The following is a 16,030-nucleotide window of genomic DNA, read 5'->3' as shown; positions in this document are numbered from 1 at the left end:
CCTCGATGGTGGACCATTAAGCACTACAACATTCGTTTACTGAAGGCTACCATCCGTCGGCCTTTTATATGCTCTTGACTATGCAAGCATAAAATAGTGAAAAATGCTTGCTATGTGTTTTGGTTGCTGTTTATTATGCAAGCATGTTTTACAGAAAGGTGCTTGCATATGTCAGGCGATAAGAAAGATCCAAAGGGTAAAGCTAAGGGCGGGGTTGCCAGGGCGAAGTCTCTTACTAAAGAGCAGCGTTCTGACATTGCCAAAAAGGCTGCTGCTGCAAGGTGGAGGGATAAAATTCACAAAGCCACCCATATGGGTAATTTCAAAGATGAATTTGGAATAGATGCTGAGTGTTATGTCTTAAGTGATGAATCGAAAACCGCAGTAGTTACTAAGGCTGGACTTGCTCGACTTTTAGGTATCGGCAACTTCGCAAGGGATGTCGATAAACTACTAAGCGCTGGTTACATGAAGGAGTTTGGTGGTCCAAGTTTAATAGCGAAAATTGAAAATCCTATTAATTTTCAATATAGTGGGCAGTCCAAAAACATCAATAACGCTCATGGGTTTGATATTGATGTGATCGTTGATATCGGAAAGGCGCTGATAGATGCAAAAAGTGCCGATGCTCTGCCACCGTCTAGAATCCCTGCTGCCGATACAGCTCAAAAACTAATAAATGCTTCCGCTAAATCAGGTATAAAAGGCGTAGCCTATGCATTGGCCGGTTATCGACCTGAAGTTCAAGAGGTAATCGATGCTTTTAAGGCATTTGTACGAGAGGAAGCCCGCCAATATGAGAAAGAGTTTCCCGACGAGTTGTATGAGGAATGGTATCGGTTATATGGACTTAATCGTCCGGAAAAAGGCAGGCCGATCCGCTTTGGACAGTTGACTAATATGCAAATTTACGTCCCACTGGCTAAGAGTAAGGGGAAGATATTAGAGCAAATTCGCGCCAGTAGGGATGAGAATGGAAAGCAATCAGATAAGTTACACCTCTTCCTTTCTGAAATTGGCGTCAAGGCCTTACGACAACACATCGGCAAACTTCTTGGCGTTGCAGCAATGAGCGACAACAAAGAGGAGTATGAGGCCGGCATTGAAAAAGTTTTTGGCCGTATGAAGCCAGAATTATAAACTTTCTGCCCGGCCACCGCGCCGGGTTTTTATTGTCTAAAGTCTTTCCCAATACTGCCGATAATCTTCGTTCTGAAATTGAAAAAAATAAATATCTGCATTCGTTGCCCGCTCCCGTGCGGGCTTTTTTTATTCCCCTCATTACTGAGAGGATACACAGCTATATGAGGGGAGACCTATGTCCGATCCATTTTCCGGCACAGGGCTGGCCGGTTTAGCTTTGACTGGAGCCAGTGTTTACGGTCTATTGACCGGAACTGATTACGGTGTTGTTTTTGGAGCATTTGCAGGCGCAGTATTCTACATAGCGACAGCGGCTGACCTGAGTGTGTTACGTCGCCTGGCATACTTCTTCGTGTCGTATATCGTCGGCATTCTTTGTTCGGGGCTGTTGGGTTCAAAACTCACATCCTGGACGGGGTACACCGAGAAGCCTCTGGATGCTATCGGTGCCGTAATAGCTTCTGCGTTAGCCGTTCAAATCCTTACGTTCCTGAACAAGCAGGACATCGGCTCGCTGGTGGCGCTGATAACGCGCCGGGGAGGTTCAGGTGGCACTAAATGACCCAACAGCAACTATCAACGCGCTGCTCTGCGCCGGAGTTGTGATTACTCTGATGTTTTATCGCCGTGGTGATTCGCGGCATCGGCCATGGATTTCGCGTTTAGCCTGGCTGATTACCGTCACTTACAGCGCTGTACCGCTGGCGTACCTGTGTGGGATCTACCCGCATTCATCATGGGCCACCATTGCGGCCAATATCATATTCCTTTCCGTGCTGGTGGCCGTCAAAGGCAACGTTGCACGTCTGGTTGATCATCTGAGGCACTAATGAACCAATCACTATTTCAGAAGGCGGCTGGTATCAGCGCCGGATTAGCTGCGCGCTGGCTTCCGCATATCGACGCCGCCATGAAGGAATACGGCATCACCGCACCGCTTGACCAGGCCATGTTTATTGCCCAGATGGGGCATGAAAGCTCCAGATTTACCCGTGTGGTGGAAAATCTTAATTATGCGGCAGAAAACTTAGTGCCGACGTTCGGCAGCCGCCGCATCACTCCACAGCAGGCCGCCGCACTAGGCAGAACGGCAGAGCACTCGGCTAATCAGAAAGCGATCGCTAATCTGGTTTACGGCGGTGAGTGGGGAAAAGAACACCTGGGCAATCAGGCTGCCGGTGATGGATGGAAATACCGCGGTCGCGGGCTGAAACAGGTTACCGGCCTGAGTAACTATCGCAGTTGTGGTCACGTGTTGAAACTGGACCTTGTTACCCATCCGGAGCTGCTTGAACAGGATGAATACGCCGCGCGCTCTGCTGCATGGTTCTATGCCTCCCGCGGTTGCCTTCTTCATTCCGGCGACGTGGAACGCGTGACGCTTCTTATCAATGGGGGCAGAAACGGGTTGGATAAACGCCGCGCACTATTTAACCTGGCGAAATCCGTTCTGGTGTGAGGTGAATGTGGGGATCGAAACGATAATTGGGCTGGTCGCATTGGTTATTTCCGCTATCGCCGGCGCTTTTGGCCTGGGCCATATTCGCGGCACCAGCAAAGCTGAAGTGAAAGCCGACCAGCAGCGCACCGAAGATAACGCAGCGGCAACGGTCGCAGCAGCCGAACGCCGGGTAGAAGCAACGAAAGAGGCCAGCAATGTACAGCAGACTGTTAACCATATGTCTGACGACGATGTTGATCGCGAGCTGCGGGACAACTGGACCCGTAAGGGTTGAGGTAGCCGATACGTCTTGCGACTGGGTTAAACCCATCTACTGCACAGCACACGACTGGGATGTACTGGACAGGCAGACGAAGCGCGACATCCTGGCGCATAACAAAGCGTGGCAGGCGAACTGCAAGTAGGCCTTAATTGAAAGATAACTAAATAAATTTTCCAAATGGTCGTTATATAGAGAGTGTGTTTAATTAAGGGGGCAAACAATGCCTTTTCTCATGGTGTTCTTTGTTGTCATTATGGTGTTACTCCTCTGGAAGGCAGGAATACCCCAGGCTATCATTATGTTAATCATACCCATCATGTTTAGTACTTTGGGAGGTATGGTTGCCGCCGTGGGAGTAAGCGCGTTCGCTACACCTATTGTTGGAGTGCCTGTTGGAATCGTTGTATTTTTAATGTTGATGGGTAAGTTTTTATCCAGGAGGTAACCTAAATCCAATACTGAGGACAGGCATGTCACATGAATAGCTATGGCTTTCTTATGCGCATTCTTCATCTATTACAAAGCTCATCTGCTGGTTGCTAATGATGATAAAATGCAGAGTCCCATGGATTTTGGGGTAGGAAAAGCCTGGATATGATGCTAGAAATCATAACATTAAAAAGACCGTGAGATGCAGTATGAAAATCTTAGGATTGGATGAGTACAGAACCCTTCGTGAGGGAGGGACAATGAAGTATTTTGAACTGGAACGCATGCCTAACAGCACTTGGGTTGCCATTTTCGAAAGTTTGTTTGCCGAAAAGGATGAAAAGGCGTGGGTAGAGGGTTACTGCATTGTGACGAACTGCTCAAACAGTGAAGTATCCATCCGGTTCATATACTTGAAAGAAAAGTGCGAAGAAGCGAACTCTATATACAGGGTTAAGCATTCTGCACTATAACTAATTAAATAAAGTTAAACTCCTGGTGATTTGTTTGCTGCCATTTTCACTTCTTTCAGAATTGAATTCAGGTGTATGAGTTAAAAAAGACTTTTGGGCTATTAAAGGTAACGGAAATCACAGGCAAAAGATTCATCAATGTGATTGAGTGTTCATGGGACTAACAATCTTCTCTTGTAAGGAATTATGTGTAGAAGGAGATTTTATGGCACAGCTATTGATTTTTGCTGATGATGAGCCTGCTAAGTTGCTGAAAATTCGAAGTTATCGGAGCAAGATTCTTTATCTGTATGCTAATAATGAGGTGAGGTGTTTGGATGTGGTGATTTTTTTTTCAACTTTTCTGAAAGGCGAAAGTGGAGCCATATTGGTGGCAGCCGACAGATACGTGAGCAGGAAAGAAATTATCGAGGCTTATGATGCTCTGATTGGTTGAAAGCAGCGAGACTGGCGCGTAGCAGTAGGATGGGTCATGCTTGGTTCTATACGTCAGTAGAGTGATACAGGAGTTCATATCGGCCAGACGAAGCGTGATGCTACTTTAATCCAGCGGGTGAGCGCTTAATATTGTTTGTCCCAACGGTTCGAACCCATTTCTGATTACCACATTCAAGCCACTGGCACTCGCTGGTGGCTTTTTTTATTGGAGTGAATAATGGCAAAACCGGACTGGGGAGAGCTTCAGCAACGGTTCCTGTCCGAACATGCCGCAACCGGCGTATCACCAAAGGAATGGTGTGAAGCGCAGGGACTGAACTACGCTACCGCCCGAAGATATATCAAAAAAACTTCTGCGCAAAAACCTGCGCAGAAAAAAATGCGCACTGCGCAGAAAGATAAAAGCGCAAATGAACTGGTGGATGATGATGGACTTACTGCTCAGCAGTGCTTATTTGTCGCGGAGTATCTGAAGGACAACAACGCCACCGCTGCCGCTGCACGTGCTGGTTATAGTGACCCAAACTACGGCCGTCAGCTCATAACGAATCCTAACGTTGCGCAGGCCATTGCGCATCAGCAGAAAGCCTCCATTGCGCGCACGCTTGGCGGTGCCGATGAAGTCCTCGCGCAGATTTGGCAGCTCGCCACCTTCGATGCAAACCAGCTTTCACAGTATCGTCGCGGCGCGTGTCGTTACTGCTGGGGATTCGGTCACCAGTACCAGTGGCGCGATATGGTGGAGTTCGAAGAGAAACGCCTCGAAGCGCTTGAACGGAAAAGTCGCGAGCCCGTCGATGTAGGCGGCTATGGCTACGATCACACCAGAGAGGCTAAACAGGATGATTAAATGATCAATACCGATAAGCGGCTGCTTGTTGCGATCGGTTGGGATGTCAAAACCGCCATCGATGCCGCCCCAGGCAGCATCTGAGTTCAGTCCCTGGCATCCTTCAATCCGATATTCGCCAACGGCTATGCGTATAACAGTACATCCTTCAGATTCATCATTCGTTTCGTACTTACCATCCCAAAAGAGTTTGACAACTGGGGATGCCTTTTTAATTGAGCCGCTACTATCAACGGTGGTATTCGATTCTTGCCAAAAAACGGACCAACCTGTCCAAACTCCTGTGTTTCCGTTTCTCGCTCGCATAGCCATGTTATTTGCTGCTGCTGGCATATTTAATTGGCTTATGTAAGCGGTATTGGCAAAAGCGGCATGGTAAGTCCATAAATGGCCAGTGTATTTGATATTGGCTGTGGCGCCTACATAGCCATACGTGATTGTTCCTGGCTTGGCGTCATTTGCATCAGAACCAACACCAAGTGGAGTACCTCCATACGAAAAGGCAAGTAAATTGGCTGTTGCTGTTGAATGACTATTTCCTCCAGTTCCCCCGAGGCTGATCGGTACATACCCTGAGGAATCTACCAAACCGACGTTTTATAGATTGCCCTGTTGCAGCCATGCCGATAACTTCACCTGATTTTTTTGCAGAAAATATTGGGTGAAAAACATGCAAATTGGCTACGTAAGGGTGTCAACAAATGACCAAAACACGGATCTCCAGCGACAAGCTCTCGAACGCGCAGGATGTGAACAGGTTTTTGAGGAAAAAATGAGCGGGACGGTAGCGAACCGGCCAGTGCTTAAAAGGCTTCTTCGAACGCTGAATGAGGGCGATACGCTGGTAGTGTGGAAGCTGGATCGCCTCGGGCGAAGCATGCGAAACCTGGTACTGCTGGTCGACGAACTCCGGCAGCGCGGCATCCACTTCAAAAGCCTTACGGACAGCATCGACACTTCCAGCCCAGTGGGGCGTTTCATATTCCACATCATGTCAGCCCTGGCCGAGATGGAGAGGGAGTTAATCGTGGAACGCACCCGGGCAGGACTGGCGGCAGCCCGGGAAAAGGGACGGATAGGTGGCAGGCGCCCGAAGTTAACCCCAGAGCAATGGGCGCAGGCTGGCAGGCTGATCGCAAACGGAATGGACAGAAAGCAGGTGGCGATTATTTACGACGTTGCGGTGTGCACCTTGTATAAAAAATTTCCGGCGCGGTAGGGGTAGAGGAAAAAAATATTGAACATTTAATCCAATTTTCGTAATAAAGTATTGAAATAATGTAATAAAGTTGTTGAAATTTTGGTAAGCGGTTGGGTTGAGCATTGGGGGTATTCATGGCAAAAACAGATTCTATTACACCTGAAGAGTTTAGGGCTATTCACTTTGAATTGTCTAAAATCTCATCAACATGGGCAGACTTATGGTTAACATTGTTTTCTCTCCGTGCTGAAGGCAGCAGGGTGATTACTATGAGATATTCCGATATCGAAGATGACATGCTGCACTTGGCTGGAACTCCAAAATTTGAGCCACGAACAATTAGATTAAATTTATTGCTTTCTAAGTTAATTGCGTACAGAAAGGATTGCAATCCTTCTGATATTTATGTTTTCCAGAGTAGATCAAATCGAGTTAAAGGATTAGCTAGGCCTGTGACTGTAATAGCAATGAATAATGCCTTAAAACAAGCATCCAAATATGTAACAAGGAAAAACATCACCATGAAAAGTGCTTTAAGGGTGATCGGAAGGAACTAGATGGACGGGGGTTCATACACTACATACCCACCTGTGTATGGAAGGTTAGGGCGATGGTCTATGAGCACGTCCTTTATCAAGTCATTATTCATCCCTGATGCTTTTCGATTTACTACTCGATTGGATGTAAGATATGTACATGCATGAATCTTAGGAGGGATTTCGAGTAAGTAAAATGAGATCCTGATCAGAATAAATCAAACCTAGCATTGAGTAGAGTAAATAATAAAGCAGCGCATGCAAGATTTAAGAGTATAACAAAACGGGCGGAAACATTCACTGAACAAATCTCCTGATCATGTATTAGACAGAGAATGACTGTAATGTAAAACCATCTTACATACACCTACTAAAAAAGACAGATAAAACAAGGTGCCATCCGATGAGATAGCTAAGCATTTGCGCCTTGGATAGGTCTTACCATCGGAGCATCGGGTTATGCTCGCTTGTTGAGTGCTGAGAAATGAAGAGATTAGAGGTTTATAAGAGGTAGCCAGTTTGTCAAACGAGATAGTTTATTTACGATGCTCAACATATTGAATTATATGGCTTTATTATGGTGGGTTGAAGGGCGTTAAAACGAAATTATCACAAGCATACAGTTCTGTTTCGCTTGGGGCCTGAAAGCAGATGGGGACGGTTTTCACTTTTTCTTCTAAAGGTCCAGAATACTTTGCCGATAGTGAACATAGCGGCGCAGGAGCCAAATGGTGGAAGCCGTAAACTTAATTTAAGTTCAGTCAAATAGGAATTACTATCATGGCACAAGTCATCAATACCAACAGCCTCTCGCTGATCACTCAGAACAACATCAACAAGAACCAGTCTGCGATGTCAACAGCCATTGAGCGTCTGTCATCCGGCCTGCGTATCAATAGTGCAAAAGATGACGCTGCTGGCCAGGCGATTGCCAACCGCTTCACCTCTAACATTAAAGGTCTGACTCAGGCTGCGCGTAACGCCAATGACGGTATCTCCGTTGCGCAGACCACTGAAGGCGCACTGTCTGAAATCAACAACAACCTACAGCGTATCCGTGAACTTACCGTTCAGTCTTCTACAGGTACTAACTCCCAGTCTGACCTGGACTCCATCCAGGACGAAATCAAATCCCGTCTGGACGAAATTGACCGCGTTTCCGGTCAGACTCAGTTCAACGGTGTGAACGTGCTGGCTAAAGACGGCTCTATGAAAATTCAGGTTGGTGCGAACGATGGCCAGACTATCACTATCGATCTGAAACAAATCGACTCTGAAACTTTGGGTCTGACTGGTTTCAATGTTAACGGTGCAGGTTCAGTTGCCAATACTGCTGCTACTAAATCTGACCTGGCCGCCGCTCAGCTTGCTAAGACAGCCGCTGGCATTGCTATTGCGGATCCGGAAGCCGATTCGAATGGTGTGACTAAGTATACGGTAAGCGCTGGCCTCAATGCATCTACTAAGGCTGACGTGTTTTCCAGCATAGGTGACAAGGCAGTAATTAATGCTACTGTTTCAAGTGGTTTTGATAGCGTCACCGGTAATAACTATAAATATCATAAAGATACTAACGATTTTACTTACACGGGAACTATTAGCGCTGGAGATGCAACGACTCCAAGCAATAGCGCTAAGCTTCAATCTTTCCTGACGCCTAAAGCTGGTGATACAGCTAACCTAAAAATTGATATTGGTGGCACGTCTGTTAATGTTGTGCTGGCTAGCGATGGTAAAATCACCGCTAAAGATGGTTCTGCACTCTTCATTGATTCGACAGGTAACCTGACTCAGAACAGCGCCGGTGCTGTTACAACTGCAACACTTGATGGTCTGACTAAAAACCATAGTGCTGCTGCCGACGCTACCAATCCTGCCGTTGCTGTTGCGGTTGATATCACCACAGAAGACGGTGCTAAAATCCATTTGGCTGGTGATGCCGCTCTTGCTAATGAATCTGCAACTGGCGGTGCTATTACTGTAAAGGATGCTCGAATCAGCGCGGATTCCCTGCAATCTGCCACTAAAGGCGTTGCCTTTACAATTGATTCTGCTGGTGATGGTGCCACCACAACTGTTGGTGATATTAAAGTTGCTGCAAATGGTGATATTACAACTACAGCTGATGGTACAACTTTCTCTGCGGCCTTTACTAATGCAGACGGAACTTTGACTACCAGCAATGAGCAAGAGATTTTCCTTCAGAAAGACGGTTCCATCACTAATGGTTCTGGAAAAGCTGTATATGTATCTAAGGATGGTACCTTTACCACAGATGCGACTACTAAAGCGGCAACTACAACAGATCCACTGAAAGCCTTGGACGACGCTATCAGCTCTATCGATAAGTTCCGTTCTTCTCTGGGTGCAGTACAGAACCGTCTGAGCTCTGCTGTAACTAACTTGAACAACACCACCACTAACCTGTCTGAAGCGCAGTCCCGTATTCAGGATGCCGACTATGCGACTGAAGTGTCGAATATGTCCAAAGCGCAGATCATTCAGCAGGCTGGTAACTCCGTGCTGTCCAAAGCTAACCAGGTTCCTCAGCAGGTTCTGTCTCTGCTGCAAGGCTAATTTCATATTAAGTGTCAAAGCCCCATATATGTGGGGCTTTTTTATTGGCTGAATAAGCTCGTTAAAAGTAGTCAAATCCGCTAATCAAAGCTCGCACGATGATTTAGCATTTCACCAGTTTTGCTCCGTTTACACAGGTCCAGTTGTGATTAAAAAACAGGCATTCAAATTTTTGCTTGAACCAAACAAAGGTCAGTTATTTGACTTTTTGGCCTTTGCTGGTTCCTGTCGTTTTGTTTACAACAAAGGCCTTGCTCTTCTTAACGAGAATTACCGTTCGGGTAAAAAATTCATAGGCTACAATCAGCTGGCTTCTGAATTAGTGGAATGGAAGAATGAAGAGAGCCTTTCTTGGTTGAAAGAAGCTCCATCTCAGTGTTTACAGCAATCGTTAAGAGATTTAGACAGAGCATTCAGAAACTTTTTCACCGGCAAATCACAATATCCAAAGTTTAAAAAGAAAGGTCGGCATGATTCTTTCCGTATACCATGCCAAAGGGTTAGAGTAGATCAAGAAAAAAAACTGGTGTCTCTCCCTAAAGTCGGCTGGGTAAAGTATCGCAAGAGCCGTGAAATTATTGGTGATTTAAAAAATGCAACTATTTCCCTTAATCAGGGAAAATGGTATATCAGTTTTAATACAGAGCAAACAGTTCCTGATCCAATACACCCCTCTGATATCAAAACTACAATTGTACTTAATAATGTGAATAGCGTTCATCTGTCATCTGGGGTTGGCGGTGATAACACTTACCAAGCGGAAGAAAAGAAAAAGTTAATCCGTCTCAATAAAACACTGACGAGAAGAAAAAAATACAGCAAAAATTGGCTAAAAACCAAAGGTAAAATTGATAGAGTAAGATCAAAGGCAGCAAGGATAAGACTTGATAATATTCATAAAGCAACCACGGCAATTTGTAAAAATCACGCAGTTGTTGAGGTTGTGAACTTGATGGATTCTGTATCTGCCAAGAACGATAACACTCTGAGTATGAGATACGAATTTGTCAGGCAGTTGATATACAAACAAGAGTGGCTGGGTGGTGAAATTATTCGCCGAGAGAGTAAACTCTTGTAACGGTTTTTTCCGTGATGATGTTGTACTATGTGATGAATTTTAAGCGGCAGGGCATGTCGTTCTGCTTGTGGAGGAAGGTTAATTCAACTTCCGTTGAAGCAAGAATCTCTTGATTGTTATTGAGAATGTCAACGTCTGGTCCAATACTTTACAAGTAGAAGTATATAAGTATGTTGAAATGGATTTGCGAGTTTTCAGTTGTGAAAGTTAAAAGCTAACTCAAAACGTAATTTATAAACTACTCGGTATCTCAACTAGTACCGCCCCTCAGTGATTCTTGAAAATAGGCTTAAACTTACTGGGTCAGCGACAGACTCAGGTTACCAAGCTTGTTTACAAAATAGGATTACTTGACTGCTCTATTGGCTGTCTACGGAACAATGAGTGGAAATTGAAGTATAGGAGCAATTTATGAGGCAGAAAAAGAAGATAAAAAAATCTGAGTAATACACGCAATATTCTTAATAGAACGAGTAAAGTAAACATCCGCCTGTCGTATGCAAAACGGGCGGCGACTGGCCGGTGATGGGGCGATAGTAAGAGTTGCAGAGCGAGCTTCGAAACTGATAAAGGCTTTGCGGTAATCGAACCTGTAATGAAGAAGACGCCAGGTGATGTGTTGTTGATTCTGTGCGACGGCCACACACAATTTGCAAAACTCATGGGCATGGCGCTCATTACGGATGATGGTGAAGCGATTGAGGGATCAGCGCTTGAAGGAGTAGAAGTGCTGGGTAGGGTGATGTTCTTCTTCAACCGCGCGCTGGGTGATGATGACTGCCCAACAATTTAATTTACATTGCTTAACCGTAGCCACTCGTTATCACTCGATGAACAGGAGATCGTATGCTGACGATTTGGGCGCTACAGTGTAATATGCATGCCAGTCGTTGATGGGGTAGTTACTGTGGAGTGTCCACCGCTGTGTCCATCAAGAAGATTTAATCCGCATAGCGAGTAAATAAATTCATAAATATGAAGAACATAAGAAATTTCTCCATCATTGCTCACATTGACCACGGTAAGTCGACGCTGTCTGACCGTATTATCCAGATTTGCGGTGGCCTGTCTGATCGTGAAATGGCAGCCCAGGTTCTGGACTCCATGGACCTGGAACGCGAACGCGGTATTACCATCAAAGCGCAGAGCGTGACGCTCGACTATAAAGCTTCCGATGGTGAAACCTATCAGCTGAACTTTATCGACACCCCAGGGCACGTTGACTTCTCTTATGAAGTGTCACGCTCGCTGGCGGCCTGCGAAGGCGCGCTGCTGGTGGTGGATGCCGGGCAGGGCGTAGAGGCCCAGACGCTGGCAAACTGCTACACCGCCATGGAAATGGATCTCGAAGTGGTGCCGGTTCTGAATAAAATCGACCTGCCAGCCGCCGATCCTGAGCGCGTAGCGGAAGAGATTGAAGACATCGTCGGTATTGATGCGACCGATGCAGTGCGCTGCTCGGCGAAAACCGGTGTCGGTGTTCCGGACGTACTGGAACGTCTGGTGCGTGATATTCCGCCGCCGGAAGGCGACCCGGATGCGCCGCTACAGGCGCTGATCATCGACTCCTGGTTTGATAACTACCTCGGCGTTGTCTCGCTGGTGCGTATTAAAAACGGCACCATGCGTAAAGGCGACAAAATCAAGGTCATGAGCACCGGCCAGGTCTACAACGCTGACCGTCTGGGCATCTTCACGCCAAAACAGGTTGACCGTACCGAACTGAAATGCGGCGAAGTGGGCTGGCTGGTCTGTGCCATTAAAGACATCCTCGGCGCGCCGGTGGGTGATACCCTGACCGGTGCACGTAACCCGGCAGATAAAGCGCTGCCAGGCTTCAAAAAGGTGAAACCGCAGGTTTATGCGGGTCTGTTCCCGGTCAGCTCTGACGATTACGAAAACTTCCGCGATGCGCTCGGAAAGCTGAGCCTCAACGATGCCTCCCTGTTCTACGAGCCAGAAAGCTCAACGGCGCTGGGCTTTGGCTTCCGCTGTGGCTTCCTCGGTCTGCTGCACATGGAGATCATTCAGGAACGTCTGGAGCGTGAATACGATCTGGATCTGATCACCACCGCCCCGACGGTTGTCTACGAAGTAGAAACCACCTCGAAAGAGGTGATCTACGTCGACAGCCCGTCCAAGCTCCCGCCGCTGAATAATATTCAGGAACTGCGCGAGCCAATCGCAGAGTGTCACATGCTGCTGCCGCAGGAGTTCCTCGGTAACGTGATCACCCTGTGTATTGAGAAGCGTGGCGTGCAGACCAACATGGTTTACCACGGTAACCAGGTGGCGCTGACCTATGAAATTCCGATGGCAGAAGTGGTGCTCGACTTCTTCGACCGTCTGAAGTCTACCTCCCGTGGCTATGCGTCGCTGGACTACAACTTCAAACGCTTCCAGGCCTCGAACATGGTTCGTGTGGACGTGCTGATCAACGGCGAGCGTGTGGATGCGCTGGCGCTGATCACCCACAACGATAACGCACCGTATCGTGGTCGTGAGCTGGTTGAGAAGATGAAAGATCTGATCCCGCGTCAGCAGTTTGACATTGCGATTCAGGCGGCCATTGGTAACCACATCATTGCCCGTTCAACCGTGAAGCAGCTGCGTAAAAACGTTCTGGCTAAGTGCTACGGCGGCGACGTCAGCCGTAAGAAAAAGCTGTTGCAGAAGCAGAAAGAAGGTAAGAAGCGTATGAAGCAGGTCGGTAACGTTGAGCTGCCGCAGGAAGCATTCCTTGCCATCCTTCATGTTGGTAAAGACGGTAACGGTAAATAACCTTAAGGAGTTGGCATGGCGAACATGTTTGCCCTGATCCTGGTCATCGCTACCCTGGTGACAGGTCTGTTGTGGTGCCTCGATAAGTTTATCTTCGCCCCAAAACGCCGTGAACGTCAGGCTGCCGCGCAGGCAGCCACGGGCGATGCGCTGGACGCGAAAACCCTGAAAAAAGTCGGCCCAAAACCGGGCTGGCTGGAAACAGGGGCATCGGTATTCCCGGTGCTGGCGATTGTGCTGGTGGTGCGTTCATTTATCTATGAACCGTTCCAGATCCCGTCAGGATCGATGATGCCAACGCTGCTGATCGGTGATTTCATTCTGGTTGAGAAGTTTGCCTATGGCATCAAAGATCCGATCTACCAGAAAACGCTGATCGAAACGGGTCATCCGAAACGTGGCGACATCGTGGTGTTTAAATATCCGGAAGATCCGCGGCTGGATTATATTAAACGCGCGGTAGGTCTGCCGGGCGATAAAGTGACCTACGATCCGGTGGCGAAAGAGGTGACCATTCAGCCAGGCTGTAGCTCTGGCACCGCATGTGAAAATGCGCTGCCAGTCACTTACTCCAACGTTGAGCCAGCTGATTTTGTGCAGACCTTCGCCCGCCGTAACGGCGGTGAAGCGACCAGCGGATTCTTCCAGGTGCCAAAAGGTGAAACCAAAGAGAATGGCATTCGTCTGGTTGAACGCAAAGAGACGCTGGGCGATGTTACTCACCGCATTCTGACCGTGCCCATCGCACAGGATCAGTTGGCAATGTACTACCAGCAGCCAGGCCAACAGCTGGCGACCTGGATTGTGCCGCCGGGACACTACTTCATGATGGGTGATAACCGCGATAACTCTGCGGACAGCCGTTACTGGGGCTTTGTGCCGGAAGCGAATCTGGTCGGTAAAGCAACCGCTATCTGGATGAGTTTTGAGAAGCAGGAAGGCGAGTGGCCGACCGGCGTTCGCCTGAATCGTATTGGCGGAATTCATTAATTTTCGCCAAAAATAACACGTAGCGGCTTTTATTCGCCGCTACGTGAATTATTTCAGCGATAAATCTCTTTGAACTAACGACATCCCCTGTCGTTGTGTATAGAATATTCCCCCGAAGTTTAAGGTTGGCCCTGCAAGGGTGCCACGGCACACGAAACCGCGTTGGTTTTCTCAGGTCGGTTTCGTGTGCTGCATTTTTGACGCATTCATTTATTGGTATCGCATGAACCCCATCGTAATTAATCGGCTTCAACGGAAGCTGGGCTACACTTTTCATCATCAGGAGTTGTTGCAACAGGCATTAACCCATCGCAGTGCCAGCAGCAAACATAATGAGCGTCTCGAGTTTTTAGGCGACTCTATTTTAAGTTTTGTGATTGCAAATGCGCTTTATCATCGTTTTCCGCGTGTGGACGAAGGTGATATGAGCCGCATGCGCGCCACGCTGGTGCGCGGCAATACCCTCGCTGAAATCGCACGCGAATTTGAGCTGGGTGAATGCCTGCGTCTGGGGCCAGGTGAGCTGAAAAGTGGTGGTTTCCGTCGTGAATCCATCCTTGCCGATACGGTCGAGGCATTGATCGGTGGCGTGTTTCTGGACAGCGATATCCAGACCGTAGAAAAGCTGATCCTTAACTGGTATCAGACCCGCCTGGACGAAATCAGCCCGGGCGATAAACAAAAAGATCCTAAAACGCGTCTGCAAGAATATTTGCAGGGTCGTCATCTGCCGCTGCCATCCTATCTGGTGGTGCAGGTGCGTGGCGAAGCCCACGATCAGGAATTTACCATCCATTGCCAGGTCAGTGGCCTGAGTGAACCGGTGGTCGGCACGGGTTCAAGCCGTCGTAAGGCTGAACAGGCTGCCGCCGAACAGGCGTTAAAAATGCTGGAGCTGGAATGAGCATCGACAAAACCTATTGCGGATTTATTGCCATCGTCGGACGTCCGAACGTTGGCAAATCCACCCTGCTGAATAATCTGCTTGGGCAGAAGATTTCTATCACCTCGCGTAAGGCGCAGACCACGCGTCACCGCATTGTCGGTATCCATACTGAAGGCGCGTATCAGGCGATCTACGTCGATACACCGGGCCTGCACATGGAAGAGAAGCGCGCCATCAACCGTCTGATGAACAAGGCGGCGAGCAGCTCCATTGGCGACGTAGAGCTGGTGATTTTCGTTGTGGAAGGCACCCGCTGGACGCCGGACGACGAAATGGTCCTGAACAAGCTGCGCGACGGCAAAACGCCGGTGATCCTCGCAGTCAATAAAGTGGACAACGTGCAGGAAAAAGCCGATCTGCTGCCGCACCTGCAATGGCTGGGCAGCCAGATGAACTTCCTGGACATCGTCCCGCTGTCTGCGGAAACGGGTCTGAACGTTGATACCATCGCGGGTATCGTGCGCAAGCATCTGCCGGAAGCGACTCATCACTTCCCGGAAGACTACATCACCGATCGCTCTCAGCGTTTTATGGCGTCTGAAATCATCCGTGAGAAGCTGATGCGTTTCCTGGGCGCTGAACTGCCGTATTCTGTGACGGTGGAGATCGAGCGTTTCCAGAGCAACGAGCGTGGCGGCTACGATATTAACGGTCTGATCCTCGTTGAGCGTGAAGGGCAGAAGAAGATGGTGATCGGCAATAAAGGCGCCAAGATCAAAACTATCGGAATCGAAGCCCGTAAAGACATGCAGGACATGTTTGAAGCACCGGTTCACCTGGAACTGTGGGTGAAAGTGAAATCTGGCTGGGCCGATGATGAGCGTGCGCTGCGCAGCCTCGGTTACGGCGAAGATCAGTAACCTA

Annotated in this window: 15 protein-coding genes and 1 pseudogene; all 16 read left to right on the top strand. The window is 48.1% G+C overall.

Going from position 1 to position 16,030, the window contains the following annotated elements:
- Positions 1–168: 168 nt before the first annotated feature.
- The 16 genes and pseudogenes from FZF21_RS15935 (at position 169) to era (ending at position 16,026) form a co-directional block, all read left to right on the top strand.
- On the top strand, positions 169–1,140 hold the full coding sequence (locus FZF21_RS15935; protein WP_047736739.1) for a P63C domain-containing protein: 972 nt from the start codon (positions 169–171) through the stop codon (positions 1,138–1,140).
- Positions 1,141–1,318: 178 nt separating this feature from the next.
- On the top strand, positions 1,319–1,705 hold the full coding sequence (locus tag FZF21_RS15930) for a phage holin family protein (RefSeq protein WP_015570936.1): 387 nt from the start codon (positions 1,319–1,321) through the stop codon (positions 1,703–1,705).
- Positions 1,692–1,973, top strand: coding sequence for a phage holin family protein (locus FZF21_RS15925; protein WP_026094305.1), 282 nt, complete (start codon positions 1,692–1,694; stop codon positions 1,971–1,973). The genes FZF21_RS15930 and FZF21_RS15925 overlap by 14 nt, the downstream gene beginning before the upstream one ends.
- Entirely contained in the window at positions 1,973–2,602 is a 630-nt protein-coding gene (locus FZF21_RS15920; RefSeq protein WP_149121243.1) for a glycoside hydrolase family 19 protein, read from the top strand. Before FZF21_RS15925 ends, FZF21_RS15920 begins: the two co-directional genes overlap by 1 nt.
- A gap of 7 nt (positions 2,603–2,609) precedes the next feature.
- Positions 2,610–2,879 (top strand): hypothetical protein, encoded by a 270-nt coding sequence (locus FZF21_RS15915; RefSeq protein ID WP_032637826.1) that lies wholly within the window; start codon positions 2,610–2,612, stop codon positions 2,877–2,879.
- A gap of 1,095 nt (positions 2,880–3,974) precedes the next feature.
- A complete protein-coding gene (locus tag FZF21_RS15910; RefSeq protein WP_017692897.1) occupies positions 3,975–4,205 on the top strand; it encodes a hypothetical protein in 231 nt (76 codons plus the stop codon).
- A gap of 219 nt (positions 4,206–4,424) precedes the next feature.
- Positions 4,425–5,039, top strand: a pseudogene (locus tag FZF21_RS15905) (terminase small subunit); the annotation flags it as partial.
- A 688-nt stretch (positions 5,040–5,727) separates the two neighbouring features.
- Complete coding sequence (locus FZF21_RS15900) at positions 5,728–6,276, top strand: recombinase family protein (RefSeq protein ID WP_149121396.1); 549 nt, start codon at positions 5,728–5,730, stop codon at positions 6,274–6,276.
- Between the two features lie 116 nt (positions 6,277–6,392).
- Entirely contained in the window at positions 6,393–6,815 is a 423-nt protein-coding gene (locus FZF21_RS15895) for a hypothetical protein (protein ID WP_149121244.1), read from the top strand.
- A 759-nt stretch (positions 6,816–7,574) separates the two neighbouring features.
- A complete protein-coding gene (locus tag FZF21_RS15890; RefSeq protein WP_149121245.1) occupies positions 7,575–9,371 on the top strand; it encodes a FliC/FljB family flagellin in 1,797 nt (598 codons plus the stop codon).
- Between the two features lie 145 nt (positions 9,372–9,516).
- Complete coding sequence (locus FZF21_RS15885; protein WP_149121246.1) at positions 9,517–10,449, top strand: RNA-guided endonuclease TnpB family protein; 933 nt, start codon at positions 9,517–9,519, stop codon at positions 10,447–10,449.
- A gap of 595 nt (positions 10,450–11,044) precedes the next feature.
- A complete protein-coding gene (locus FZF21_RS15880) occupies positions 11,045–11,242 on the top strand; it encodes a hypothetical protein (protein ID WP_244323620.1) in 198 nt (65 codons plus the stop codon).
- Positions 11,243–11,424: 182 nt separating this feature from the next.
- The gene (gene lepA, locus FZF21_RS15875) at positions 11,425–13,230 is read left to right on the top strand and encodes a translation elongation factor 4 (protein WP_003860714.1); all 1,806 of its coding nucleotides are present in this window, start codon (positions 11,425–11,427) and stop codon (positions 13,228–13,230) included.
- 15 nt (positions 13,231–13,245) lie between these two features.
- Positions 13,246–14,220 (top strand): signal peptidase I, encoded by a 975-nt coding sequence (gene lepB, locus FZF21_RS15870; protein ID WP_006811565.1) that lies wholly within the window; start codon positions 13,246–13,248, stop codon positions 14,218–14,220.
- Between the two features lie 223 nt (positions 14,221–14,443).
- A complete protein-coding gene (gene rnc, locus FZF21_RS15865) occupies positions 14,444–15,124 on the top strand; it encodes a ribonuclease III (RefSeq protein WP_003860711.1) in 681 nt (226 codons plus the stop codon).
- A complete protein-coding gene (gene era, locus FZF21_RS15860) occupies positions 15,121–16,026 on the top strand; it encodes a GTPase Era (RefSeq protein ID WP_003860709.1) in 906 nt (301 codons plus the stop codon). The genes rnc and era overlap by 4 nt, the downstream gene beginning before the upstream one ends.
- The last annotated feature ends 4 nt before the right edge of the window (positions 16,027–16,030 follow it).

The sequence above is a fragment of the Enterobacter sp. LU1 genome (assembly GCF_008271405.2).
Lineage (GTDB): Bacteria > Pseudomonadota > Gammaproteobacteria > Enterobacterales > Enterobacteriaceae > Enterobacter > Enterobacter hormaechei_C.
The sequence above is the reverse complement of the archived record's forward strand: the minus strand, read 5'-3'. Positions and strand labels throughout refer to the sequence as shown.

Coding starts and splice junctions, on each gene's coding strand:
- FZF21_RS15935 (WP_047736739.1), top strand. CDS start 169: ATGTCAGGCGATAAGAAAGATCCAAAGGGTAAAGCTAAGGGCGGGGTT.
- FZF21_RS15930 (WP_015570936.1), top strand. CDS start 1,319: ATGTCCGATCCATTTTCCGGCACAGGGCTGGCCGGTTTAGCTTTGACT.
- FZF21_RS15920 (WP_149121243.1), top strand. CDS start 1,973: ATGAACCAATCACTATTTCAGAAGGCGGCTGGTATCAGCGCCGGATTA.
- FZF21_RS15910 (WP_017692897.1), top strand. CDS start 3,975: ATGGCACAGCTATTGATTTTTGCTGATGATGAGCCTGCTAAGTTGCTG.
- FZF21_RS15900 (WP_149121396.1), top strand. CDS start 5,728: ATGCAAATTGGCTACGTAAGGGTGTCAACAAATGACCAAAACACGGAT.
- FZF21_RS15895 (WP_149121244.1), top strand. CDS start 6,393: ATGGCAAAAACAGATTCTATTACACCTGAAGAGTTTAGGGCTATTCAC.
- FZF21_RS15890 (WP_149121245.1), top strand. CDS start 7,575: ATGGCACAAGTCATCAATACCAACAGCCTCTCGCTGATCACTCAGAAC.
- FZF21_RS15880 (WP_244323620.1), top strand. CDS start 11,045: ATGAAGAAGACGCCAGGTGATGTGTTGTTGATTCTGTGCGACGGCCAC.
- lepA (WP_003860714.1), top strand. CDS start 11,425: ATGAAGAACATAAGAAATTTCTCCATCATTGCTCACATTGACCACGGT.
- lepB (WP_006811565.1), top strand. CDS start 13,246: ATGGCGAACATGTTTGCCCTGATCCTGGTCATCGCTACCCTGGTGACA.
- rnc (WP_003860711.1), top strand. CDS start 14,444: ATGAACCCCATCGTAATTAATCGGCTTCAACGGAAGCTGGGCTACACT.
- era (WP_003860709.1), top strand. CDS start 15,121: ATGAGCATCGACAAAACCTATTGCGGATTTATTGCCATCGTCGGACGT.